At 64.3% G+C, this 22,438-nt stretch carries 23 protein-coding genes and 3 pseudogenes; 10 read left to right on the forward strand and 16 right to left on the reverse strand.

Annotated elements, in window-relative coordinates; translation table 11 throughout:
* Positions 1-103 precede the first annotated feature (103 nt).
* The 3 genes and pseudogenes from E3O54_RS17300 to E3O54_RS05600 all read right to left on the reverse strand — a co-directional run bounded on the left by E3O54_RS17300 (position 104) and on the right by E3O54_RS05600 (position 3,214).
* Positions 104-757 (reverse strand): DUF2249 domain-containing protein, encoded by a 654-nt coding sequence (locus tag E3O54_RS17300; RefSeq protein WP_134341952.1) that lies wholly within the window; start codon positions 755-757, stop codon positions 104-106.
* 200 nt (positions 758-957) lie between these two features.
* Positions 958-1,154 (reverse strand): annotated as a pseudogene (gene gltD / locus E3O54_RS16825) (glutamate synthase); the annotation flags it as partial.
* A 71-nt stretch (positions 1,155-1,225) separates the two neighbouring features.
* The gene (locus E3O54_RS05600; RefSeq protein ID WP_134401133.1) at positions 1,226-3,214 is read right to left on the reverse strand and encodes an aconitate hydratase; all 1,989 of its coding nucleotides are present in this window, start codon (positions 3,212-3,214) and stop codon (positions 1,226-1,228) included.
* A gap of 180 nt (positions 3,215-3,394) precedes the next feature.
* On the opposite strand from E3O54_RS05600, the gene E3O54_RS17305 reads away from it, so the two are divergent.
* The 3 genes and pseudogenes from E3O54_RS17305 to E3O54_RS05605 all read left to right on the forward strand — a co-directional run bounded on the left by E3O54_RS17305 (position 3,395) and on the right by E3O54_RS05605 (position 3,928).
* Positions 3,395-3,535: a helix-turn-helix domain-containing protein gene (locus E3O54_RS17305; RefSeq protein ID WP_370247382.1), complete on the forward strand. Its 141-nt coding sequence runs from the start codon at positions 3,395-3,397 to the stop codon at positions 3,533-3,535.
* A 3-nt stretch (positions 3,536-3,538) separates the two neighbouring features.
* Positions 3,539-3,634: pseudogene (locus tag E3O54_RS17310) on the forward strand (helix-turn-helix domain-containing protein); the annotation flags it as partial.
* 6 nt (positions 3,635-3,640) lie between these two features.
* Entirely contained in the window at positions 3,641-3,928 is a 288-nt protein-coding gene (locus E3O54_RS05605; RefSeq protein WP_241976761.1) for a hypothetical protein, read from the forward strand.
* Positions 3,929-4,174: 246 nt separating this feature from the next.
* On the opposite strand, the gene E3O54_RS05610 is transcribed toward E3O54_RS05605, so the two are convergent.
* From E3O54_RS05610 to E3O54_RS05635, 7 genes and pseudogenes are all read right to left on the reverse strand, one after another.
* On the reverse strand, positions 4,175-5,140 hold the full coding sequence (locus E3O54_RS05610) for a radical SAM protein (RefSeq protein WP_198411435.1): 966 nt from the start codon (positions 5,138-5,140) through the stop codon (positions 4,175-4,177).
* Between the two features lie 50 nt (positions 5,141-5,190).
* Positions 5,191-6,003: a phosphate/phosphite/phosphonate ABC transporter substrate-binding protein gene (locus E3O54_RS05615; RefSeq protein WP_104101612.1), complete on the reverse strand. Its 813-nt coding sequence runs from the start codon at positions 6,001-6,003 to the stop codon at positions 5,191-5,193.
* Complete coding sequence (locus E3O54_RS16830) at positions 6,000-6,596, reverse strand: acyl-CoA dehydrogenase family protein (protein WP_233191444.1); 597 nt, start codon at positions 6,594-6,596, stop codon at positions 6,000-6,002. The genes E3O54_RS05615 and E3O54_RS16830 overlap by 4 nt, the downstream gene beginning before the upstream one ends.
* Positions 6,597-7,184, reverse strand: a pseudogene (locus tag E3O54_RS17315) (acyl-CoA dehydrogenase family protein); the annotation flags it as partial.
* Positions 7,185-7,190: 6 nt separating this feature from the next.
* Entirely contained in the window at positions 7,191-7,586 is a 396-nt protein-coding gene (locus E3O54_RS05625) for a hypothetical protein (protein ID WP_104101606.1), read from the reverse strand.
* Positions 7,583-8,119 (reverse strand): TQO small subunit DoxD, encoded by a 537-nt coding sequence (locus E3O54_RS05630; protein ID WP_134401135.1) that lies wholly within the window; start codon positions 8,117-8,119, stop codon positions 7,583-7,585. The genes E3O54_RS05625 and E3O54_RS05630 overlap by 4 nt, the downstream gene beginning before the upstream one ends.
* 396 nt (positions 8,120-8,515) lie before the next feature.
* Entirely contained in the window at positions 8,516-9,250 is a 735-nt protein-coding gene (locus tag E3O54_RS05635) for an SDR family oxidoreductase (RefSeq protein WP_104101598.1), read from the reverse strand.
* Positions 9,251-9,536: 286 nt separating this feature from the next.
* Between E3O54_RS05635 and E3O54_RS05640 the strand changes: the two genes are divergently transcribed.
* Positions 9,537-10,241 (forward strand): hypothetical protein, encoded by a 705-nt coding sequence (locus tag E3O54_RS05640; protein ID WP_134341958.1) that lies wholly within the window; start codon positions 9,537-9,539, stop codon positions 10,239-10,241.
* Between the two features lie 42 nt (positions 10,242-10,283).
* On the opposite strand, the gene E3O54_RS05645 is transcribed toward E3O54_RS05640, so the two are convergent.
* The 5 genes from E3O54_RS05645 to E3O54_RS05665 all read right to left on the reverse strand — a co-directional run bounded on the left by E3O54_RS05645 (position 10,284) and on the right by E3O54_RS05665 (position 14,809).
* Positions 10,284-10,913: a DUF808 family protein gene (locus E3O54_RS05645; protein WP_370247392.1), complete on the reverse strand. Its 630-nt coding sequence runs from the start codon at positions 10,911-10,913 to the stop codon at positions 10,284-10,286.
* Between the two features lie 57 nt (positions 10,914-10,970).
* Positions 10,971-11,912, reverse strand: a complete 942-nt coding sequence (locus E3O54_RS05650; protein WP_104101593.1) for a Brp/Blh family beta-carotene 15,15'-dioxygenase — start codon at positions 11,910-11,912, stop codon at positions 10,971-10,973.
* Positions 11,909-13,108, reverse strand: coding sequence for a lycopene cyclase family protein (locus E3O54_RS05655; RefSeq protein WP_134401136.1), 1,200 nt, complete (start codon positions 13,106-13,108; stop codon positions 11,909-11,911). Before E3O54_RS05655 ends, E3O54_RS05650 begins: the two co-directional genes overlap by 4 nt.
* A gap of 133 nt (positions 13,109-13,241) precedes the next feature.
* Positions 13,242-13,865 carry a LysE family transporter gene (locus tag E3O54_RS05660; RefSeq protein WP_134401137.1) on the reverse strand — a complete coding sequence of 208 codons (624 nt, stop codon included), beginning with the start codon at positions 13,863-13,865 and terminating at the stop codon, positions 13,242-13,244.
* Between the two features lie 50 nt (positions 13,866-13,915).
* A complete protein-coding gene (locus E3O54_RS05665; protein WP_104101726.1) occupies positions 13,916-14,809 on the reverse strand; it encodes a DUF808 domain-containing protein in 894 nt (297 codons plus the stop codon).
* Positions 14,810-15,006: 197 nt separating this feature from the next.
* Here E3O54_RS05665 and E3O54_RS05670 point away from each other — a divergent pair, with 197 nt between their 5' ends.
* Both E3O54_RS05670 and E3O54_RS05675 read left to right on the forward strand, forming a co-directional pair.
* A complete protein-coding gene (locus tag E3O54_RS05670) occupies positions 15,007-15,573 on the forward strand; it encodes a PadR family transcriptional regulator (protein WP_104101585.1) in 567 nt (188 codons plus the stop codon).
* Between the two features lie 37 nt (positions 15,574-15,610).
* A complete protein-coding gene (locus E3O54_RS05675) occupies positions 15,611-17,317 on the forward strand; it encodes an AarF/ABC1/UbiB kinase family protein (RefSeq protein WP_134401138.1) in 1,707 nt (568 codons plus the stop codon).
* Between the two features lie 235 nt (positions 17,318-17,552).
* On the opposite strand, the gene E3O54_RS05680 is transcribed toward E3O54_RS05675, so the two are convergent.
* The gene (locus tag E3O54_RS05680; RefSeq protein ID WP_134341959.1) at positions 17,553-18,341 is read right to left on the reverse strand and encodes an SDR family oxidoreductase; all 789 of its coding nucleotides are present in this window, start codon (positions 18,339-18,341) and stop codon (positions 17,553-17,555) included.
* Positions 18,342-18,583: 242 nt separating this feature from the next.
* Here E3O54_RS05680 and E3O54_RS05685 point away from each other — a divergent pair, with 242 nt between their 5' ends.
* From E3O54_RS05685 to E3O54_RS05700, 4 genes are all read left to right on the forward strand, one after another.
* Positions 18,584-19,225 carry an ABC transporter permease gene (locus tag E3O54_RS05685; RefSeq protein WP_104101578.1) on the forward strand — a complete coding sequence of 214 codons (642 nt, stop codon included), beginning with the start codon at positions 18,584-18,586 and terminating at the stop codon, positions 19,223-19,225.
* Positions 19,226-19,286: 61 nt separating this feature from the next.
* Positions 19,287-20,534 (forward strand): ATP-binding cassette domain-containing protein, encoded by a 1,248-nt coding sequence (locus E3O54_RS05690; protein ID WP_104101723.1) that lies wholly within the window; start codon positions 19,287-19,289, stop codon positions 20,532-20,534.
* A gap of 107 nt (positions 20,535-20,641) precedes the next feature.
* A complete protein-coding gene (locus E3O54_RS05695; protein WP_104101721.1) occupies positions 20,642-21,367 on the forward strand; it encodes an ABC transporter permease in 726 nt (241 codons plus the stop codon).
* Positions 21,368-22,393 carry a glycine betaine ABC transporter substrate-binding protein gene (locus E3O54_RS05700; RefSeq protein ID WP_134401139.1) on the forward strand — a complete coding sequence of 342 codons (1,026 nt, stop codon included), beginning with the start codon at positions 21,368-21,370 and terminating at the stop codon, positions 22,391-22,393.
* The last annotated feature ends 45 nt before the right edge of the window (positions 22,394-22,438 follow it).

A 22,438-nucleotide genomic window follows, 5' to 3' on the forward strand; every position in this document is an offset into this window, starting at 1 on the left:
TTTGGAGTGGAACGGACTCACTTGGCGCGATGACGGCCGCCAAGAGATCGAACGCCTCCTGGCCACCAACAACTTCCCCGAATTCACCGGTCGGCTCTGTCGGTTAAGCGCGGCTGAAACGCACCCGCCAGAGCTCCGGGCCTCGTTCGATGTAGCTCACGTCGAAAGTGTTTGGCTGGCTCTGCTGAAGTTCCGCCAGCATCCGTTGGGGGTCGTGCGGTTCGATCACGTCCAGGGCGAACCCCGGCACAACGGCGTCGAGCGCGCCGAAGACGGCCGCGTGCCGGATGGCGTGCGGGATGGTGCGGGCGTCGAGCACGATGGTGTCCGTCCCCTCGGTCGTCCCGTCACGGCCCCCATCTGCCGTCGGCTTGCCGAGTGCAATCGGCGGAGGACGCCGCGCCGGAGCGATGAGCTTCGCCACGGTGAGCAGGATGACCGCGTCTTCGACAGCCTCCAGCGAGTTGCGGCCCGGCGGCATCGTGATCAGGTCCCCGCGCCATCCAGACCACGATGCGCCACCCGAGGTGAGAACGACCCGCCCCTCGAGGACCTGCACGGTTGCTTCAGCCAGGTTGTCGTGTTCTCCAAGGCGTCGCCCGGCACGGAGCGCGATCAGCGTTTGCCGGAGGACGTGCACGTGGCCGCCGTAAACGGTCTCCGCGCTGCGACCGCTGGATGCGTCCCGTGCGTGATTGAGATGGTGGCGCACGAGTGCGGTGAGCGACTTCTTTTGCATGTCGTTCTCAACTTCCATTTCCCTCATGCTCCGCTACCGCTGTGCGCGTGTCAACGGTGCTGTGATTGCCGCGCGTGGCTGGTCGGTGCCGCCCGTTCTCAGTTCGGAGCCGGCCACGCTGACAGCGCGTGGAGTCTGCTGATTTTCGAGGATCTCATGCTTGTTGATCTCCGTTTTCCGCACGGTCTAGGCGCATAGTGCCGCGGTTGGGTTGAAAGTCAATTAGATGGCGAAGGGGTGGTCCGTTGGCTTGGGGAGGGCAGCTGCGTCTCACCTCCAAGAAACGATCGACGGCTGCTGCTGCGGCGCGACCTTCAGTGAAGGCCCAGACGATGAGCGACTGTCCCCGGCCGGCATCACCGGCGACGGACACGCCCTCGTGGCTGGTCTGGCACTCACCGTCACATGCGACATTGAGATGGTCGGGCACTGGATGCGGTTACCGTCACAGAATGAAAATTTGCCGCAAAATGACACTGCGCTGGCCTATTTGGTTTCCTCAGGAACGGCGGCTCGGCGCGCGCTCCGGGTGCGCAGCCACGGGATGAGGCCACCGACGAGGAGCATCTCGATCTGCCGGGTCGAGAGTTCGTGGCGCACGGAGTAGACCTCATCACGGGTTGTGTTGCGCACGAGGATCTCCGTTCCGTTCGAGAGAGCCTCACGAATCCCGTCGAGCACGAGCACGTCATCCTGCGCGATGCGATCGTGATCGGCCGCATCCGCGAACTGGAGCGCCAGCGCGCCGAAGTTGGCCAGGTTCTGCCAGTGGATGCGTGCGAACGAGACCGCCAGCACCACCCTTAATCCTAGGAAGCGCGGGGTGATCGCGGCGTGCTCCCTAGAGGAGCCCTGCCCATAGTTGGCACCGGCGACGATCATGTGGCCGGTCGTATCTCGGGTTTGGGCAGCGCGAGTCGGGTAGGTCGGGTCGACTTGGTCGAAGGTGAATTCGGCGAGCTTGGGGACGTTGCTGCGGAAAGGGAGCACGCGCGCACCCGCCGGCAGGATCTCATCCGTCGAAATGTCATCGCCCACGATCAGGGCGACAGGTGCCTCGATGTGCTCGGAGAGCGGTCCGAAGACCGGCAACGAGGAGATGTTTTCGCCCTTGACCAGGTGCACCGCTATGGATTCCTCCGGCGGTAAGGGCTTCTCGAGCATCGCCAGGTTCACGCTCGACACCACCGGAAGTGTGATCGGGGGATATTCCAAGCCGAAGAGCCCGGGCAGGTCCCGCGGATCGGTGATCTGTCCCGTCAGCGCGGCGGCGGCCCCCGTCTCCGGCGAACATAGGTAGACCGAGTCTTCCTGGGTGCCCGAGCGGCCGGGAAAGTTGCGCGGCATCGTGCGCAGGCTGATGCTGCCATTCGCTGGGGCCTGGCCCATGCCGATGCAGCCCATACAGCCGGACTGATGCAGTCGAGCCCCCGCCCCGATCAGATCCAGGGTGGCCCCCATAATGGTCATGTCCTGCAGAATCTGCCGGGAGCTGGGATTCACGTCGAGGGACAGGCCGGGGAATGACTGCCGCCCCTTCGTGATCGCGGCCACGATCGCGAAATCGCGCAGGCCCGGATTCGCGGACGACCCGATCACGACCTGTCCCACCGGGCGCCCCGCCACTTCGCGCACCGGCACGACATTGCCGGGCGAGCTGGGAAGCGCGATCAACGGCACGATAGAAGCCAAATCGATCTCCCCGGTCACGTCGTAGGTCGCATCCTCGTCCGCGAGCAGTTCGGTGAAATCCTGCTCGCGCTGTTCGGCGCGCAGGAAGGTTTGCACCTGAGCGTCGGCCGGGAAAACGGTGGTGGTCGCGCCCAGTTCGGCGCCCATATTGGCGATCACGTGCCGATCCATCGCGGTCAGGGTGGCGAGGCCGGGGCCGTAGTATTCGATGATCCGGTTGACGCCGCCCTTGACGCCGTGCCGGCGCAGCATTTCGAGGATGACGTCTTTGGCACTGGTCCACGGCGGCAGTTGTCCGGTGAGCTTCACGCCCCAGATTTCGGGCATCCTGATGTACAAGGGCTCGCCGGCTATGGCCAGGGCCACCTCGGTGCCGCCGACGCCGATGGCCAGCATCCCCAGCGAGCCGGCGGCCGGGGTGTGGCTGTCGGAGCCGACCATCGTCTTGCCGGGGATGCCGAACCGCTGCATATGCGTGGGGTGCGACACCCCGTTCCCGGCCTTCGAGAACCACAGGCCGAACCGTTGGCAGGCGGAGCGGAGAAAGTCGTGGTCCTCCGCGTTCTTGCTGTCGGCCTGCAACAGGTTGTGGTCGACGTACTGCACGGAAACCTCCGTGCGCGCGCGATCCAGTCCCAGCGCCTCCAACTCCAGCATGACCAGGGTCCCGGTCGCGTCCTGGGTGAGGGTCTGGTCGATGTGCAGGCCGATTTCGGTCCCCGGCACCATCTCCCCGGAGACCAGGTGCGACGCGATGAGTTTCTGGGCGACGTTGTATGCCACGGTGAGCTTCCTTACTCGATAGCGGTGCCCGCCGACATACGGCGGTAGCGAATTGGCCTCCGGGGTATTCCGCTCGTACCCAAGGTAGGCCACTCGTGGCGCTGGGGCTAGCTTTTCCAGGGAGAATGGACGTCCTCTGTACTGGAAAGATGGACCGGGAAGACGGGGCTTTGGGAGGGGGTGGACGCGGGGCTGTCGGTCGCCGTCGCGGCGCAGGCCGCGGGGGTGTCGCGTCCTACTGGGTATCGGTGGTTAAGCGAGCATCAGAAGGTGCTGCCATCACCGGTTCAGGATTTCAGTGTCGCCCGTGTCGGACTTTGATCGTTGCGAGAGCGAGAAGAGATCGGATTCCAGCTCGCCCGGGGTCACGGGGTGCGTCGCATCGCAGCGGCACTGGGCCGTGCGCCGTCGACGATCAGTCGGGAGGTGACCAGCAACCAGGCCGCCGGCCGCTACGTGCCCTCGCTCGCGCAGGAGCAGACCTGGGCAAGGGCTCGGCGGCCAAGAGCCCGGAAGCTGGACGGATTAGCGTTACGGGAACAGGTCACCGTGATGCTCACCGATCGGTTCAGCCCGGAACAGGTTGCGGGTCGACTGAAAGTCGAGCATCCGGAGAATCTGGAGATGCAGGTGTCACACGAGACGATCTACCAGGCACTCTACGTTCAAGGTCGTGGATCGTTGCGCTTGGAAGTTGCCACCGCGTTGCGGTAAGGGCGGGCAACACAGCGACCGCAGAGGCCGGAGGGTCTCACCAGAGGCCGGAGGGTCCGGGATCCTCGAGAACGTTGCCGCCGAGCTCAACCGCCGGCCCCGCACACGCCACGGCTACCGAACGCCCGCAGAAGTCCTCGCCACACCAATCTCGAATCGAACAAATCAAACCGGTGTTGCACACACCACCTGAATTCGCCGCCCGGGTGAACCGAGACCACGCGGATGCTCGCCGAGCCGATACGGTCACGCGCAGGGGAACCATTCCGAGATTGCGTTGGCGGAACGGCGATGCGCGATGAATCGGCGGGTCACTTCAGCGATCGCATCTGCAAGCGGGAAGATGTTTTCCGTTACGAATTGGTCGTCGTGGTCGGCGGCAACGGGATGCCAGTAAACGCCGTCGGCGGTGATCGTCACCTCGGGTATGAGCGAGTCAACGGTCAGTTCTATGCCGGATTCAGCGACTCCGCGGTGGGCGAGTGCGCGGATTACCTGGTCGTCCCGCAGGATACCGAGAGTATCGAGAAAGGCGTGAAACGGCGCGAGTTCGTGCATCTGGTCGGCCGGCAAAGTGGCTGCGACCTTGACTCGAAATCCCTCGTCGTGTGCGATTTGGATGCCCGCGACGGCCCTGGCCCAGGACCCGGAGCCGCGGTGGCTGTCATGGATCTCGGATGTGGCAGAGTCGAGACTGATCTGCAGCACGAGCTGGGAGCGGTCCATTCGACGCAGGCGCTCGCGCCGCCTGCCGTGAAAAAGCATGCCGTTGGTGAGCAACGTCGTGGGCAGTTTGTTCGTGCAGGCATTGACCAACTCGTCGAGGTCATTCAGCAAGAACGGCTCTCCGCCGGTGAGGATGAGCTCTTTGACGTCGGCATCTGCAGCCTCGTGCGCGATCTGCCGGACTCGATCCATTCCGATGGCTCTCCGCTCTGCCTTCGGAGACGACCGAACGCAGCAATAGTCGCAAGCCAGATTGCAATCGAAATTGGTATATACCCAGACCCGGGATCCTGGGAGCTGACCGGGATCGAGCCCGGCGAGCGGGTCGGGCGAGCGGCCGTGGAGCACGGTGATGGCCGACCCCACCATGCTGACGATCTCATTCCCACTCGAAAGGCACCACGCTGAGATGAGTTCCAGGGCGGCCTCCCGATCGCATGTCCCGAAGTCGACAGAAGCCGTACGGCCTGTTGCCACCCGGCTCACGTTCTCGACCAGGTCGAGGAGCAGGCCCGCGCCTACCGGAGGGCTCGCGGTCACCATCGGTCCGATACTTTCTGTTCCCGCACGGCCGCGATGAGCGAGGCATACCCGTCAAGTTTCGGCGACACCCACGCCCGCAGGCCTTCCATCTCGAGGATTCGCTGATGTTCGAGGTTCTCCCAGTCCATCGCGAATAGGTTTGCCACCCACTCGTCCGACCGGTCGATCGTCAGCGACGGCATGGCGGTGAAGGTGCAGTGGCTGTACTCGGGGGAGATCCAGAAGGACTCGAACGCGCCGGGGAGGAGCTCACCGCGACCGATCGCTTGCCACGTGTTGATGCCGATCGCCGCAGCATCCGCCCGATCCTCGAGCACCGCGCGAAGGGCGTCGAGTTCGCTCCTGCCAGTATCACCGTGTTTCCCGACATCGCTATTGATGCGAGTGAGATCGACATCCGTTTCGCCGATCCCCGCCTCACGCAGGAAATGTACGGGAAGGATGGCGGCTTGCGCTGAATCGCGTGACCCCAGGGCAAGTCGACGTCCACGAAGACTCTCCAGCCCGGTGAAACCGCTGCCTGCTCGGGCGACGAACACCGTCTGGAACACAAGGTCCGTATCCCGGGACGCGAGTGCACGGCATGCTCCATCCGTCTGGGCGACAGTGCGCACCCAGGCCAGGTTGGTATTCCACGCGAGATCGATTGTTCCCGTGATGAGGGAGTCCACGAGACTCGCATAATTTGAGAACAGCATGAAGTCGATCGGCGTTGAGGTCTCGGCGAAGTAGTCTCGCATCCCTTCCCAGATGGGTACGACATTGGGAGAGTACGCAACGGAGCCGATGATCAGGGGCGCACTCACGCTGCAGCACCCGTAGAGGCAGTGTCACGAGTTTGGGCGGCGGGTGCCGCGACGGTTTCCGGGGCGTCGAAAAGTGGGCGGCCAGTGATCGCCCTGCCGTAGAACTCATAGAGCACATCGGATGTCGGAGCCATCACGTGGCCCGCGCGGGCATCGCGAAAGTACCGATCTATTTGCAGGTGCTCCGAGAACGCCGCACCGCCGCAGACGCGCATCGCGGCATCCGTAATTCGCAGTGCGGCATCGTTCGATGATGCCTTGCTGCCGAGCACGAATAGGGGGGTATCCTCCTGCGGGTCAGCCACGCGACCAGCGGCCCGATCAAGGTACGCGCTCGCATTCGCGAGATCGATTGACATCTTCGCCAACTGCGCCCGAATTGTCGGTAGCGCTGACAGGCTTTGGTCGAGATGCTCCAGCCGGGTTCCCACCGTATGCCTCACCGCTGCGTCGACGGCCGCACGGCTGAGCCCGATAGACACAGCCGAGTTGCCGAGATTGAACCACGGCAAAACAGAACTCATCATGAGCCCGAATCCGCTACCGGCCGTCCCGAGACGGAATCCCTCGGAAGAATCCATGTCGATGGTCATCGGGCTCGAGGAGTTCCCACGCAATCCCATACCGCTCCACGGCCGGTCAACGCTGAGCCCCGGGCTATCTGCCGGGACCGCGAACAGGTCGACGGTCTCGGCATCCGCAGTCCCGGTAGAGATGATGTAGACATCCGCGTGGCCTGCGGAGGTCACCCAACTCTTTTTCGCCGAAATATGCATTCCGTCTGACGTCGAGGTCGCGCGCGACACCGGAGTCCAGAAGTGTGAGCGGGAACCCGCTTCAGAGAACGCGAGGGAGGCAAGAGAGCGACCGCTGGCGAGATCCTCGAGGAGTGCGGGCATCCCCGCTGGCGGTGCGGCTGCGACGGGCATGGAAGCGCTCACATGCATCAGATAGATCATGGAGGTCGACCCGCACGCTCCCGCAAGCTGGCTGATGACCTCGACGAGCTCGCGTGGCCCCGCACCAAGACCACCAACCTCAGTGGGCAGAGTGAGTCCGAGCAAACCGGACTCGCGCAGGGCCGCGACGGCCTCATGTGGAAAACGCCCATCCGCATCTACTGCGTGGGCGTGAGTTCGTGCAACGTCGAGCACGGGCTGAACGCGTGAATTCAGGTCCATTACGGCTTACCTTTCGTCGGAATCGTGGGTGCGAATGAGCGAACGGACAGCGCGGGCGAGCATGAGAAGCCCGAGGCCGAGACCACCGGTGACCGCCATGGTAGAGGCGTCGCCCCCCAGCGGCCTGAAAGACGCCGCGAGCCCTGCGAGTTGCACGAGCGCGGCGACGGTCAGCAGAACACCGGCGGCAGCGTAGAGCGCGGGGCGCCGAGTGGCACCGCCGGCGATGGCGAGTGTGCCACTCACAAGTAGAACGACAGCACCAGTTGCCCCGATGTGCACGAAGTCGAATTCGGTCGGAAGCTGGGCGCCGAACACAAAGCCCGCAAACACAAGTGAGGCCAGGCCGAGAAGGACGCTAGCGCGGTCGAAGGCGCTCGAGCCGGCTGGTGATCGCCTCATGACAGCCTCATCATCAGTCGGGCCGCGCGCCCTGAGGATTGCACCCACTGCTGGCGAAGGACACCGTCGATTCCATAGCTTCGCCCAGCTGCGGTCGCGAAGATCGCGAGGTGAGCGAGCGCCATGAGATAGTACGACCAGTGCCATTCGTTCGGGGCGAAAAGTACTGAAAGCGTGATTGCCAGGGTCTGGCCGATGCCGACGACAGCCCAGAAACGCGCGGCGAGGCCGATGAGCAGAAAAGCCCCGAGTCCGCCTTCGACGAGGAGGGTGAACCACCCGAAGACCTCGATATTGGGCAGGATGACGGCTTCGACGAGTGAGGAGTAGGGCGGTAGAACAGGATGGGCGATCGCCTGGCTCGCCCAGAAGTAAAGTCCGTTCTCCTGTGCTCGGCCGAAGTCCGGAGGGATCTTCCAGGCGACATTCTGGATCCACATCAGTGCAACACTGACGCGGAGCACCGCGACCATAACCCCTGTCGCGCGGGAGACGGGAACCGCCACAACCGGCGCGTCATTGACTCGGGACATGAGAACCGTTCATCTCCAGCATCCAAGCGGCACGGAGAGCAAACCGCAATACCGAGAAGATGGAAAATCCCAAAAAAACTTCCCATCGAAATCCCATCATCTGCCCGACCGTGTTGTGCCATCCTTTCGGAAACGGCTTCTGACGCGCAGGCCGAGACAAAGCGACTGAAGCAGCAAATCGTCGAGTTGGACTATTCAGTCACGGTAGGCGCTTGCTCCGGACGGCCGCTATTTCTGCGTTGGCGGAGCAGTGCCCACGCTTTTGGGGTCGCGACGATCGGCGTTGCGCTTGGCCCGCTGACCGGGCGCCGGATGGGCGTCCCTGCCCTCAGACAAGGGCGTGCGTTCGGCAAGGTGGTCGTCACTCCGCAGGGGTCGAAACCGGCGACCTGACGCTCACACGTTCAGGACTTGCCCAACCGTCGCACCGCCGTCGGCGATGAATTCGGTGCCCGTGGAGTAGGTTGCGTCGGCGACCAGGTACAGAATCAGCTTCGCCACCTCCTCAGGCTCGCCAATGCGCGGGATCGGCTGCCCCGCGTACATCTCCAAACTTTCCATACCCGCGGTCATCGGTGTACGGATGCCGCCAGGGTGCACCGAGACTACGCGGATGTTGTCAGCGCCGAGATCCAGGGCCGCGGCTTTTGTAAGTCCGCGCACTCCCCACTTGCTGGCAACGTAGGCGCTCAGGTTGGAGTAGCCCATGATTCCCGCGGTGGACGACACGTTGACGATGACGCCTCCGCCGGCAGCTTTCATTGATTCAGCGACCGAGCGGATGCCTAGAAAGACTCCGGTCAGATTGATGCCGATGACGCGGTTCCACTCCTCCAACTCTGTGGTGGCAACAGGCGTGAACGCGACGATTCCGGCGTTGTTGATGAGGATGTCAATGTGACCGACGGTGGAGTCGACGTCGGCCACCACCTGCTTCCACTGCGCCTCGTCTGCCACGTCGAGGTGTCGGTAGACGCCGCCAATCGAATCCGCCAGCGCCTGTCCGGCGTCATCGGCTATGTCGGCCACGATGACCCGGGCTCCCTCTGCTGCCAGCAGCGTCGCATCCGCCGCGCCCATGCCCACGGAACCGCCTGTCACCAGCGCGATCCTGCCGTCGAGTTTTCCCATGATCGGTCTCGATTCTGTTTTTCTCGCCCCGCTCGGGTCGCAAGACGAACGTCTCGCCACAGTAGCCACGTTCATTGGCAGCGGGCTACCTTGGCGCCATGCGAAAACTCTTCGTCTCGGCACGAGATCAAGAAATAGAAGTGGAAGTATGCTTCCCTGACGATGAGCGTCAGGACGAGCGGGGGTGTGGAGCGGAGTGCCAATGTTGCTCTGGCCCGCATGATAAATTCGATTGTTCCGATACCGGAGCATGACAGCACGCAGAACATCGTCGAGAGGCTCAAGCATGAGCGAGAAACTGAGCTTCCGAGTCCGACGCCTCAATAAGAAGCATCGGACCGCTTTCGTCGCGTTGTTCGCTGAACACCCGCAGGCCGAAGTCGATGACGCGCCTGAGATCTATTTCGACGACACCATCGAACTCCAAATTGAGTCCATGGCTTTGGCCCTCGTCGCCGAAACCGATGACGGCCGGCTTCTCGGCGCTCTTGTCACCGAACCGGACAGCTACGTTGACGAAAATCAGCTCGACGAAGACTCCACCGACGATGACATCGACGATGCAATCGTCAGCGATCACGGCACCGCCGTCTTCGAGCTGCTGATCACCGGTGGATCCGCGCAGGTGTGCCGGGAACTCCTCAACACTCTCGCACCGGCCCTCACCACCCGCGGTTTCGCTCAGGTGCATGCCAGCGTCCCACCAGATCTCGCCGAGGTGTTCCGCGGTCAAGGCTGGGTTGTCCTGCCAGAAAACACGGGTATCGCCTGGATGGGCATGGACCAGTCAGACGAGCAGGTGCGCGACTATGAAGCGATCCCGAGCAGCTCGCTGGCCGCGTTCCTCGTGATCGACCCCAACGTGTACATGTCTTGGCCGTATGACGCTCCTGACAACCCCGAAGATGACGACTCTCGACAAGAGAACATCGCCACAGGCATGGAGGAATTCGCAGCCCGGGTAGACGCAGAAGCATCCTCAGATTCTTAGTGGATGACGGCGAGCAGCACGCCGACGCCCACGAGGCTCTCATCAGGCCGCTACGCGGTCTGTCCGATTCCGTTCCAGAAAGTGCGACACTCCGGAAAAGATCGCGACAATGCTCAGGCCCAGAATGAGCCGGAACACGGCCGGCATTGACCGCACGATGCGCGCGCCGAGGCCGATCACCGCCAGGGCGCCGAGCGTCAAACCGGTCCCGAAATCGGGATCGAGACCCGCCAGTGCGATGAGCATGATCTCTGTGCTGAGGATCAGGTCGGTGCGAGTAGGGCCGAAGACGAGTTTTCGCTCATCCCGCGGTTCAGTGTCGTCAGCCTCATGGTGGGCGCCGAACCATTCGGTGACTTTCTCCGCACCCTCGAAGCAGAAATAGGTGCCGCCGATGATCAGCAGCCACGGCAACACCCATGGTGCGAATGCGGAAAGGAGCAGTGCGAGCGGGATGATGATGAAGTTGTTGAACAGGCTGCCGAGTGCGATCTGCCTGACAACGTGGAGTTCGCGTGCCGGTGTGAAAACCCGAACGTACTGTGGGGTGACGGCCGCGTCGTCGATGACGATTCCTGCGGTCTTAGCACTCGCCGTGGGGGCGGCGGGAAGTACGTCATCGACTAAGGCGAGCAAGCCGACCGAGATCTGGACCTCCTCGAATGGGGGCATCACCCTGGTGGGCGACGCAGTGCTGACCACAGTTCCGCTCGGCACGGGCAGGAGATGTCACAGCAGAACCGCACCAGCTGCTCGTCGCTGACGAATTTCGTAGGTCACTACCATCATGTGCGGCACGGTGAGCCCTGCCAGACCGATGAACACCAGCTGCAGGATCTGCTCGCTGAGAACGCCGCCGGGGCCGAACGCGACGAGGAAGACCGCTACCGCGAGGAGGGGGACCACGGTGTAGACCACGACCAGGAGGGCCGTCTGCCGTCCGCCGCCCCGCTCCTCCTGGAATCCTCCCTTCAAGTGCCGAAAACTGTGCAGTGCGCAGAAATACAGCACGAAGAAGACCAGCGGTTCTGTGGCCAGGCCGAGCACTGTGGCGAGCACGATCTCAACGCTCTCGCTCGGCCGGTGTCGCAGGGCGACCAGGGCAGCGATCATCAGACCTGCCACGGCGATCGGCCCGAGCCACTCCTGCACGCTGGCCACCACTGCGCCTCCGTCACCGGACAGCACCACGTAGATTGCTCTGACCTGGTCAGGATGCGACAGCGCCGGCACGGTGAGCAGCCCGAATCCGGCGAGAAAACGCAGCCCGACCGACCGGTCCGCATTCCAATCGGAGCCGAAGTGCAGCGCCGACACGAGCAAAAACGCGACCAGGCTCAGCACGGGCGCGACCAGCCAGAGCAGCACCACGCCGACCACGACCAGAATGTAGACCGCGTTGAACCCGGCGAAGCCCAGCGGAGTGCGCCACAGCCCAGCCCGGCGCGCGATCAGTGGATCGAGAGCGCCGTGGGGCAGGCCCAGCACACCGGCGAGGATGCCCAGCAGCACGATTTGAACCGTGGGCGAGGGCATGGGAATGCCCAGTCCGACCACGGCCAGAATGACCAGGGCCAGGCTGGAGAACACCACCGTCTCGGCGGGCACGCGCCGCCGCCGCGGCGTGACGCGGGCGGCCTCGCTACGGGGAGGAGTGGTCTGATCGGTCATCGCTGCACGCTGGTTTCTGTGGTCGGCGTCGGTCTGGTGGCCGGCAGGGTCTGTGCCGGGCTGAACGCCGCAGGCGCGGCCACCTGGGCAAGAAAAGGGGTCCACGGCAGGCTCGCGATGATGCGTGCGTAGTCCGTGGGTCGGGCGCCGTCGCTGAGAAAGCGCACCAGCGCGGCGGGGGCAACGCCGCGGGCGAGGGCGAAAAAATACTCCGCGGTGCGTTCCGGATGCGCCCGAACGGCCTGCAGAAAGATGCGATCGAAGGCGCGCCTCGCCCGAGGTTCGTCTGGGTGGCCCACCGCCCCCTGGCCAGCGAGCAGGCTCTCCGTGCAGAGTTGAGCCCAGCGCTGAATGCGCAGGAACCCGTAGCCCGAGGCAGCCCGCAGCGCCCCGCCGGCATTGCCGGCGTGCACGACCCCGGGGATCGGCGACGCCGTCTGCCGGCCCAGACCCATGGCCAGCACGCCACCCTCGGTGCGCACCCGGCGGGCGTCGGCCAGGCCGAGCCCGGTGAGTACCTCGTCGAGCTCGCCGACCAGGCGCTCCCGCTCTATCGGCGCCGTGCCGAAGCGGGTCCACTCCACGATCGCGCGGTTCCGGCCGAGCGGCAGGGCGTACACAAAGCTCAAACCCTCAGCGTCGGCGTCGAGCGACCCCATCAGCGTGACCTCGCCGAGCTCGAACGGCAACGGATGCTCACGCTCCAGTTCGAAGCCCACGAAGCTCTGGTAGAGCATCGACTCGGCGGCCCGTGGTCGGGTGTCAACCACCTGACGGGCCAGTAGGGGGCCCGCGCTCGTCTCAACCCTAACGCCGCCGGGGACTGCGTCGACCGTCTGGGCGTGCACGCCGAGGCGCAGGTCGACGTTCGCAGACTCGGCGATGTCGGCCTGCGCGCTCGCGTAGAAATCGCTGCCCCGAATGTACTGGTAGGCCAGCCCGGGTACCCGATGCCGAACGGTGAGGCCCGCCGCATCCGAAAAGGTCCAGGTCTTCCAGCTTCGTGAGACCAGGTGTGACAGGTCGTGCTGTTCCGGTCGCCAGAAGCACCAGCTGCGGTCGTCCTGATAGGCCGTGCGGGGTTCCAGCACCACGACGCGCAAACCAGAACGTACTCGGGCCAGCCGGGCGGCCAGCGTGAGACCGGCGAGTCCACCACCTAGTATCACGAGGTCGGCGTCCACGGCAGGCGTCATCTGTGCTCCTTGCGCTCGATCACGTCCGAGGTGCCAATGGGACGATCTTCGAACAGCCTAGTGGTCTTGGTGTGTGATTTTTCGGCTGCTCACCCGGCTGCGAAAAACACCTTCAACCGGTGGTTTGGACTCCTCAGTGGAGGACCGCGAGCAGCACGCCGACAGCCACGAAGAGCACACCGAAGACACGGTTCAACACGCGCTGGCCGTGATCGTCGCGGGTGAATCGCGCGAATGAATGCGCTGTTCCGGCGAAGAAGAACCACATCACCAGAATGTCGATCGCAACGACGGTGGCCGCGACGATCAGATACTGGGTCGGCATCGGCCTGTCCACCCGGATGAACTGAGGCAGGAACGCGAGGAAGAACACGATCGCTTTGGGGTTGAGCATGTTCACCCACAGCCCGCGTCGGAACATCGACCAGCGGGGCTCATCGCTCAGGGTCCGGGTGCGCTCGCCATCGAGTTCCGGCTTGGCCAGAAACTGACGGATGCCCAGGTAGACGAGGTAGGCGGCACCCGCGTAGCGAATGACGTTGAAGGCGATCGGAGAACCGGCCACGAGCAGACCGACACCGAGTGCCACGATCACGATGTGGATGAGAAGCGCGGCCTGCTGGCCGAGGATTCCCCAGATGGAGCGGCGAAAGCCCGCGTTGAGAGCGTTGCTCATGGTGTTGATCGCCCCCGCACCGGGCGTGAAGCTGATCAGAGTGCCCGCGCCGACAAGGGCCACCCACAGGGAGAACTGCACCGGGACATCCTCGTTTCATGCTGATTGCGGCTTGCCAGCCGGCGACGGGGTCAGGCCGTTACGCGGTGGGACCGATTCTGCTTGCGAAGGCGCGAGATCCCGGACAGGGCCGCGACAATGATCAGGCCGAGAATGAGCCCGAAAACGAGCGACATCGCGGTGTCGGTGACCCAGGCAATGATGGGTCCGGCAGGTTCGACCGCCTGCGTCACGGCGTGCAGAACGTCGTAGGGAACGCTCCAGATCGTGTCGTTCAGGTTCACGATCACCAGGTGGCCTCCTACCCACAGCATGGCGACCGTGCCGATGACGCTGATCACTCGGAACACGGCCGGCATCGATCGCACAATGCGCGCGCCGGTGCGTCTGACCCGTCGTACCGGGTGCTTCATCAGCGTCAGCCCGATGTCGTCGATCTTGACCAGCAGGGCGACCGCACCGTAGACGAGCGCCGTCATCCCCAGGCCGATCACGACCAAGGCGCCGAGCGTCATCCAGATGCCAAAATCGGGATCGAGACCCGCCAGTGCGATGAGCATGATCTCTGTGCTGAGGATGAGGTCGGTGCGAATAGCACCGAAGACGAGCTTTCGCTCATCTCGCATCTCAGTGTTGTCAGTGCCGTGATGAACTCCGAACCACTCGGTGACTTTCTCCGCACCCTCGAAACACAGATAGGTACCGCCGATGATCAGCAGCCACGGCAACACCCACGGCGCAAAGGCGGAGAGGAGTAGTGCGAGCGGGATGATGATGACGAATTTGTTGAACAGGCTACCGAGAGCGATCCGCCACACGATGGGAAGCTCGCGCGCCGGTGACAGTCCCTGAACGTACTGAGGCGTGACGGCCGCATCGTCGATCACGACGCCTGCGGTCTTCGCGCTAGCTTTGAGAGCGGCGGTGAGTATGTCATCGACAACGGCGAGCAGGCCGACGGACATCTGGTTCTCCTCGGATTCAGGGGCGTCGTCCTGGTGCAAGGCGACGGCAATGGGGTCAACATTACCGCGCGGCAGGGTGGGCACAGGCGCCTCCCAGACGGTGGAAAGAAGATTGATCCTGGTTTCGCCATCACGTCGCGAACGATATATCGTTAACTATCGTCGAGCCGGATGGCTTCGGCGCTGAGGAGGACATCATGAGTGGTTCATTTATGGGTGACGGGTTCAGGGCACGCCGGGGCGGTGCTGGCGAGGGCTGGCCCAGCGGAATGTGGGATGCCATGGAGCAGCTGCGCGGACAGTTCGACCGCAAGGCCGGTCCGAGAATGGCACGCGGGAACGTGCGTGCGGCGGTGCTTGCGCTGCTCGCCGAGAAGCCGATGCACGGCTACCAGATCATTCATGAGATCGAGGAACGCAGCAATGGCGCCTGGAAGCCGAGCCCCGGCTCGGTGTATCCCACGCTTCAGCTGCTTGCGGACGAGGGCCTCATCAACGCCGAGGAGTCCAACGGTCGCAAGACCTACTCGCTCACGGACGAAGGCCGCGGGGTAGCGGATGCCATGGCCGACCAGCCGGCCCCGTGGGAGGCCCAGAGCGCTCGGGACACCGGGCGGGCGGCCGCGCTGCCCAAGGCCGGCATCGACCTGGCTCAGGCCGCCGCGCAGGTCGCGCGATCCGGCAACCCGGAGCAGGTGAAGCAGGCTGTCGCCATCCTGGATGAGGCGCGTCGCAAGCTGTACGCCATCCTCGCCCAGGACTGACCGAGTGCCCTCAGCACGTCGGCATCACGGAGATCAGATGACCGACGTCGCGGACTTGCGTGCCCGCTACCGCCGGATTTTGCGGTTCGCCGCCCTGTATTTGGCGCAGACGTGGTGTTACGAGGTCCTTCTCCCGCGGGTCGGGCTCGCGCGGGTCGCGGCACGAAGCAGATCGGCGCGACTGCAGCACATCGCGCAGCGCTTCCACGTGCTCGCGGTCGACCTGGGTGGCCTCATGATCAAGGTCGGCCAGTTCATGTCGTCGCGCCTCGACGTGCTGCCGCCGGAGATCACGAAAGAGCTCGAAGGTCTGCAAGACGAGGTTCCGCCGGTGCCCTTTCCGGCGATCCAGGCCGTCGCTGAAGCCGAGCTGGGTGTGACGCTCGAGCGTGCGTTCTCTTACATCGATCCCTCGCCGCTGGCCGCAGCATCCCTCGGTCAGGTGCACCGCGCTCGGCTGTCGGAACTCGATGCCGCCGAGACCGGCCTGCTCGACGTCGTCGTCAAGATTCAGCGGCCGGGCATCAGCGAGATCGTCGAGGTCGACCTCGGCGCTCTCCGACGTGTTGCCCGCTGGCTCAGCCACGTGCGTCTCGTTTCGGATCGCGTCGACATGCCCGCCCTGGTCGAGGAGTTCGCGATCACGAGTCTTGAGGAGATCGACTACCTGCACGAGGCGGCAAGCGCCGAACGGTTCGAGCGGAACTTCGCAGACGACCCCCGGGTCAGCGTTCCCGAATTGGTGTGGGAGCGCACCACGCGGCGCGTGCTGACCCTCCAAGACGTGACCGCGATCAAGATCAACGACGTCGACGGGCTGAGGGCAGCCGGAATCGACCCGTCAGAAGTTGCCGAGGACTTCGCGGCGGTCATGTTCGACCAGCTCTTCGTCAATGGCTACTTCCACGCCGACCCGCACCCCGGAAACATCTTCGTCACGCCGCTCGCCGCCGATGTACCCGGAGCGGACCACGGCCGGGCCTGGAAGTTCACCTTCATCGACTTCGGGATGATGGGCGACGTGCCCGATGTCCTGCGTCGGGGCCTGGTGAATCTGCTCATCGCCGCCGCGTCACGGGACGGAAAGGGGATGGTGGACGGCATCCGCGAAGTGGGTGTGCTCCTGCCGTCCGCTGATACCGCCGAACTCGAGCGCGCGATGACGAAGCTGTTCGCCCGTTTCGGCGGGATGGGTTTCGCCGAGTTGCAGGATGTCGACCCGCGCGAGTTCCGCGCCTTCGCCATCGAGTTCGGTGATGTGGTGCGCTCGCTGCCGTTTCAGCTTCCGGAGAACTTTCTGCTCATCGTGCGCGCGATGTCGCTGACCTCGGGAATGTGCAGTTCGCTCGACCCCGCCTTCAATATCTGGAATTCCGTCGAGCCATATTCCGCCCAATTGATCCGCGCCGAGGGCGGGAACGTGGTGCAGGCGACCGCGAAGCAAGTGGCGTCGGTTGCGGCCATCATCGCGCGGCTTCCCCAGCGGCTCGACAGCCTCACGACGCGATTCGACGATGGTACCGTCTCGGTGCAGACTCCCCGGATCGAGCGTCGCTTGGTCATCATCGAGCGAACCGCACGTCAGATCGTCTCGGCAATCCTCTTCGCCGCTCTGCTGATCGGCGGCATTCTGCTTCGTGCCGAAGATGTCGTGCTCGGAACGGTGCTCGTAGCCGTGTCCGCGCTCCCGCTGTTGCACGCCCTCTTCGCCGGGCTATCGGCGCGGCGCGGACCGCTGCTCTAGTCCCGACTGCGTGGAACGCCATTTCGGTTACTGAAATGCCTATGTCTGGTCAGAACGAAAAGCGGGATGCGGGGTTGCCGTCGGCCTCGAGGTCACGACGCGCGCCCGGTCGCTCACTTCACCGCGGCGGCGTCAGAAGTGCCCCGCGAGGCGAAAGCCGGCCGATGGTGCCCTGGCCGAATTTGCTCTCGACCTGGCACTGGATCTGACCTTCGGAAAGCCACAGACCGATCGGCTAGCCCCGGGGAAGGAAGATCGAACCGGCAAGTGTGATCACCGTTCTGCGCGGGATGAACGTGACGAGCGATGCGGTGATTCTGTTGCGCGCACCGACAATCACGGACGGCACCGATTTTCTGGCGCTGATGGCAGCCAGGGTCACGTCGACGACATTCGAGGCCGGCACTCGCTTGCCGGGTGACTGCGAACCGGCGATGTCGAAAAACTCAGTGTCGGTGGACCCCGGACTCACCGCGAAAACCCGCACTCCGGTGTTGTGGGTCTCGCCCCAGACGGCCTCGGTGAACGACAGGACGAACGCCTTCGTGGCTGCGTAGACCGCCATCCCGGGCACGGGCTGGTACGCCGAGGTGCTGGCGATGTTCACGATGATGCCCGAGTCTCGGGCCACCATGCCCGGCAGGAAGGCAGCCGTCAGGTCGACCAGCGTGCTGACGTTCAGAGCGATTTCCGCGTGAAGGCGGGCTCGGTCTTCGTCGACCAGGCGCGCATTGGTTCCAAAGCCGGCGTTGTTCACGAGAACATCAACGGTGATCTGCTGGTCGAGGAGTTGGTGCTCGACCGCGGCGGCCGCGCCGGGCTCGCTCAGGTCCTGCGAAATGACGTGGACGTCGATCCCGTTCTGCTTGCGCAATTCGGATGCGAGAGCCTCCAATTTCTCGGTTCGGCGGGCCACCAGAATGAGGCTCGTCCCCGTCGCGGCGAAGGCTCGGGCGAAGTGACTGCCGATGCCCGAGCTGGCGCCGGTGATGAGGGCGGTCTTGCCTGCGAGATCGAAATTCATTCAGCTGCTTCCTGACGTAAACGGTGTTCACACCCTAGAGGAGCATCCAGTCGGCCAGTCAGGCGCACACCGGTTCGTTATATCTCGCTGCGGCAATAGGGGGGTGGCCGTGCGAGAATGCTCAGCAACCCTCACCGAAGGCTCACAGCCTGCGTCCCCATCCAGTTCGGCATCCGCGCCTCCCATTGCGCCCGTGCCGGTGGCGGTGAATCAGTGTGTTCTCGACTCGAAGAGGTTTTGATGTGTTGGACTTTCTAGGGGATCAGTATGAGCAGATCCTATTCAGCAGTTGGCAGCATTTCAGTCTTGTCGTTCAGTGCCTGATCCTGGCGACCGTCATTGCCGTCGTGCTGGCTTCACTCGTCTACCGCAGTTCCGCGCTCACCGGGATCGCCAACTCGGTGTCGGCCATCGGCCTGACCATCCCGTCGTTTGCCTTCATCGGACTGCTCATCGCGCCGCTCGGCTTCGGTGTCCTTCCGGCCGTCGTCGTGGTGGCGTTCTTCGCCACGCTGCCCATTTTGCGGAACGCGGTCGTGGGCCTGTCGGGTATCGCTCCATCGATCGTGGAATCCGCCCGCGGCATCGGCATGAGCCGGTTTCGCACGCTCCTGCAGGTGGAACTGCCGATCGCCTGGCCGATCATCCTCACGGGCGTTCGGGTATCCGCTCAGATGGTCATGGGTGTCGCCGCGATCGCCGCATACTCCCTCGGCCCGGGCCTGGGTGGATTCATCTTCTCCGGCCTATCCCGACTCGGCGGCGCCAACTCCCTCGAGTCAGTGCTGACGGGCGTCATCGGCGTTGTCGTGCTCGCCCTTATTCTTGATCTCCTTCTCGTCGGCCTCGGCCGCCTGACCACACCTCGAGGTATCCGTGTCTGAGTACATTGCATCCAACCCTGCTGAATCCAGCAGCACCGAAGAATCCGTCACCCCCACCGGCATCACCGGTGCAAGCATCCTGTTGGACCACGTCACCAAGCGGTTCCCCGGCCAGGCGCGCCCCGCCGTCGACGGTCTCACCATGGAGATCCCGGCCGGCAAGATCGTGATGCTCGTCGGTCCCTCGGGCTGCGGCAAGACCACGACACTCAAGATGATCAACCGGCTTATCGAACCGACCGAGGGGCGCATCGTCGTCGATGGCGACGACGTCACCGACATGAACGGCGACACCCTGCGCCGAGGCATCGGCTATGTCATTCAGGCCGGAGGACTTTTCCCGCACATGACAGTCGCCACCAATATCGGCATCGTGCCGAAGATGCTCGGCTGGGACAAGGCCCGCATCGCGGCCCGCGTCGACGAGCTTCTCGAGCTTGTTTCCCTCGACCCGGCGCTTTACCGCGACCGATACCCCAAGGAGCTCTCCGGCGGCCAGCAGCAACGCGTCGGCGTGGCGCGCGCCCTCGCGGCCGACCCGCCCGTGCTTCTGATGGACGAGCCCTTCGGCGCCGTCGACCCGATCACCCGACTGCGCCTGCAGGACGAACTGATCAACATCCAGGAAGAATTGCAGAAGACCATCGTCTGCGTGACCCACGACTTCGACGAGGCCGTCAAGCTCGGCGACTGGATCGCCATCTTCAACGAGGGTGCCCAGCTCGTGCAGTACGACACTCCGGAACGCATCCTCGGCGACCCGGCCAACGAGTTCGTCGAAAACTTCATCGGGTCCGGCGCCGGCCTCAAACAGCTCACCCTGACCCGGGTGGCGGAGGTCAGCCTCAGCGACGCCGTCGTGGGCAAACCCGGTGAACGGGCAGCGGATGTGCTGGCCCGCGTCGTCGAGACCGGCCACGGCCACGCGGTCATCGTCGATGAGCGTCGCCGACCCATCCAGTGGCTCTCCGCGCGCCAGCTCGGCCGCCTCGAGGTCATCAGCGACGTTCCCGACCCGAAACTTCCGCTCGTCGGCAAGCGGGCTACGCTCAATGACGCGCTCGACACGATGCTCGTCTCGAGCGCCGGAGCCGCGCTCGTCACGGGCCGCCGCGACATGTTCAAGGGCGTCATCGACGTTCAAACCGTGATGGACGCCATCACCCGGTCACAGTCCGCTGCCGTGCTTGAGTCAGACCAGGCCCCCGTCGGGCTGAACACCGGCCTGTTCCAGGCGCAGGTGTCTGCCGCCGAGGCAGACCTGATCGAGACCGATCCCAGCGGCGCTGACGCGCGGTCCGTTCAGTGAGTACCCGCACCCCGCATACAGAGGCGGGCCTTGCCGGCGGCGATTCCGCCGTTGAAACGCCGGGCGACCCGACTGCGACCGGCGTACCGGTCAGCCGTGCGCGCACGGTGTGGCGATCCTGGCGGGGACTGGTCTACCAGCTGGCCGGCATCCTGCTCGCGTTCCTGGCGCTCGTGATCTGGCTGCTGACGGCCAACCTGTCGCCGATCGTGCTCACCACCCTCGCTCCCGGCGCGCTCTGGGTCTACACGGTGGAGCATATCCAGCTCACCCTGCTCGCCGCGGTGATCGTGTTGGTCATCGCGATTCCCTTGGGAATCGCCCTGACCCGCAGACCCTTGCGGTTTCTGACCGCTCCGGTGCTCGCCATCGCCAACTTCGGTCAGGCGGCCCCCGCGATCGGCGTCGTCGTGCTGCTCGCGTTCTGGGTCGGCTTCGGCTTCTGGGCCGCGACGCTGAGTCTCGTGCTCTACGCCGCGCTTCCGGTGCTGCGCAACACCATGGTGGGCCTGCAGCAGGTCGACGCCCGCCTCATCGAGGCCGGACGAGGCATGGGCATGAGCTCCGCCGCCGTATTGTTTCGGGTGGAGCTCCCGCTCGCCGTTCCGGTCATGCTGTCGGGCGTGCGCACCGCTCTCGTTCTGCTGGTGGGCACCGCGGCCCTGGCCACGTTCGTCAACGGCGGCGGACTCGGCATCCTGATCACCACGGGCGTCAATCTCAGCCTCACCCCCGTGCTCGTCACCGGAGCGCTGCTCGTGGCTCTGCTCGCCCTGCTCATCGACTGGGTCGGCCGCGTTGTGGAACACATCGCCCGCCCGAAGGGACTCTAGATGTATCGCTCGTCTTCTCGCACCCGCCTCTCGTCCCTCGGCCGCTGGGGGGTGGTAGCCGGTCTCCTCACCCTGTCCGCAGTCGCTCTGACCGGTTGCGGCCTGAAGCCGGCAACCTCGTACGTTCCCGCGGTCGGACCTGGGTCGATCATCCCGCTCGAGGGCGCCGAGGGCGTCGACCTCACGGTCACGTCCAAGAACTTCACGGAGCAGCTACTGCTCGGCAAGATCGCGGTGCTCGCCGGGACCGCCGCGGGATTCGACGTCACAGACCTCAGCAATCTGCCCGGCAGCCAGCCGACCCGCGAGCTGATTCTTTCTGGTCAGGCCGACATGCTCTGGGAATACACCGGAACCGCGTGGCTGACCTACCTCGGTCAGGATGAGTCGATCGCCGACCAAGACAAAATGTGGCAAGCCGTGTATGACATCGACATCCAGAACGGCATCACCTGGGGCGCACCGGCCCCGATGAATAACACCTATGCCCTGGCTGTGCGCAGTGAGGCGGTCGCCGAGCTCGGCGGCATCACGACCATGTCCGAACTCGCCGCGTTGCCGGTGGAGGATCGCACTTTCTGCGTCGAATCCGAATTCAACTCCCGGCCGGACGGCATGAACCCCATGCTCGCCCACTACGGACTCGAACGTGGCGCCGCTGACGGGGTGCCCAATGGCAACATCGGAATCTACGACACCGGTGCGATCTACAGCGCGACCGACGACGGCGCCTGCAACTTCGGCGAGGTTTTCACGACCGACGGTCGACTCGACGCGCTCGACCTCACAGTCCTGATCGACGATCTCGCGTTTTTCCCTGCGTACAACGTCGCGCCGGTCTTCTTCACCGAGTCGATCGAGGCCACCCCCGGCCTGGAAGAGATCTTCGCTCGTATTTCGCCCAAGCTCACCGACGAGGTTCTGCGCGGCATGAACCGTCAGGTTGACGTCGACGGGAAGGAACCCGCTGATGTGGCCTATGCCTGGATGATCGACGAGGGGTTCATCACCGACCCGACCGACTGAATCACGGAGAGACCAGCTGACTGCACCGCGTGGACGGTGTCGGCG

The sequence above is a fragment of the Cryobacterium sp. TMT2-4 genome (assembly GCF_004402575.1).
GTDB classification, from domain to species: Bacteria; Actinomycetota; Actinomycetes; order Actinomycetales; family Microbacteriaceae; genus Cryobacterium; species Cryobacterium sandaracinum.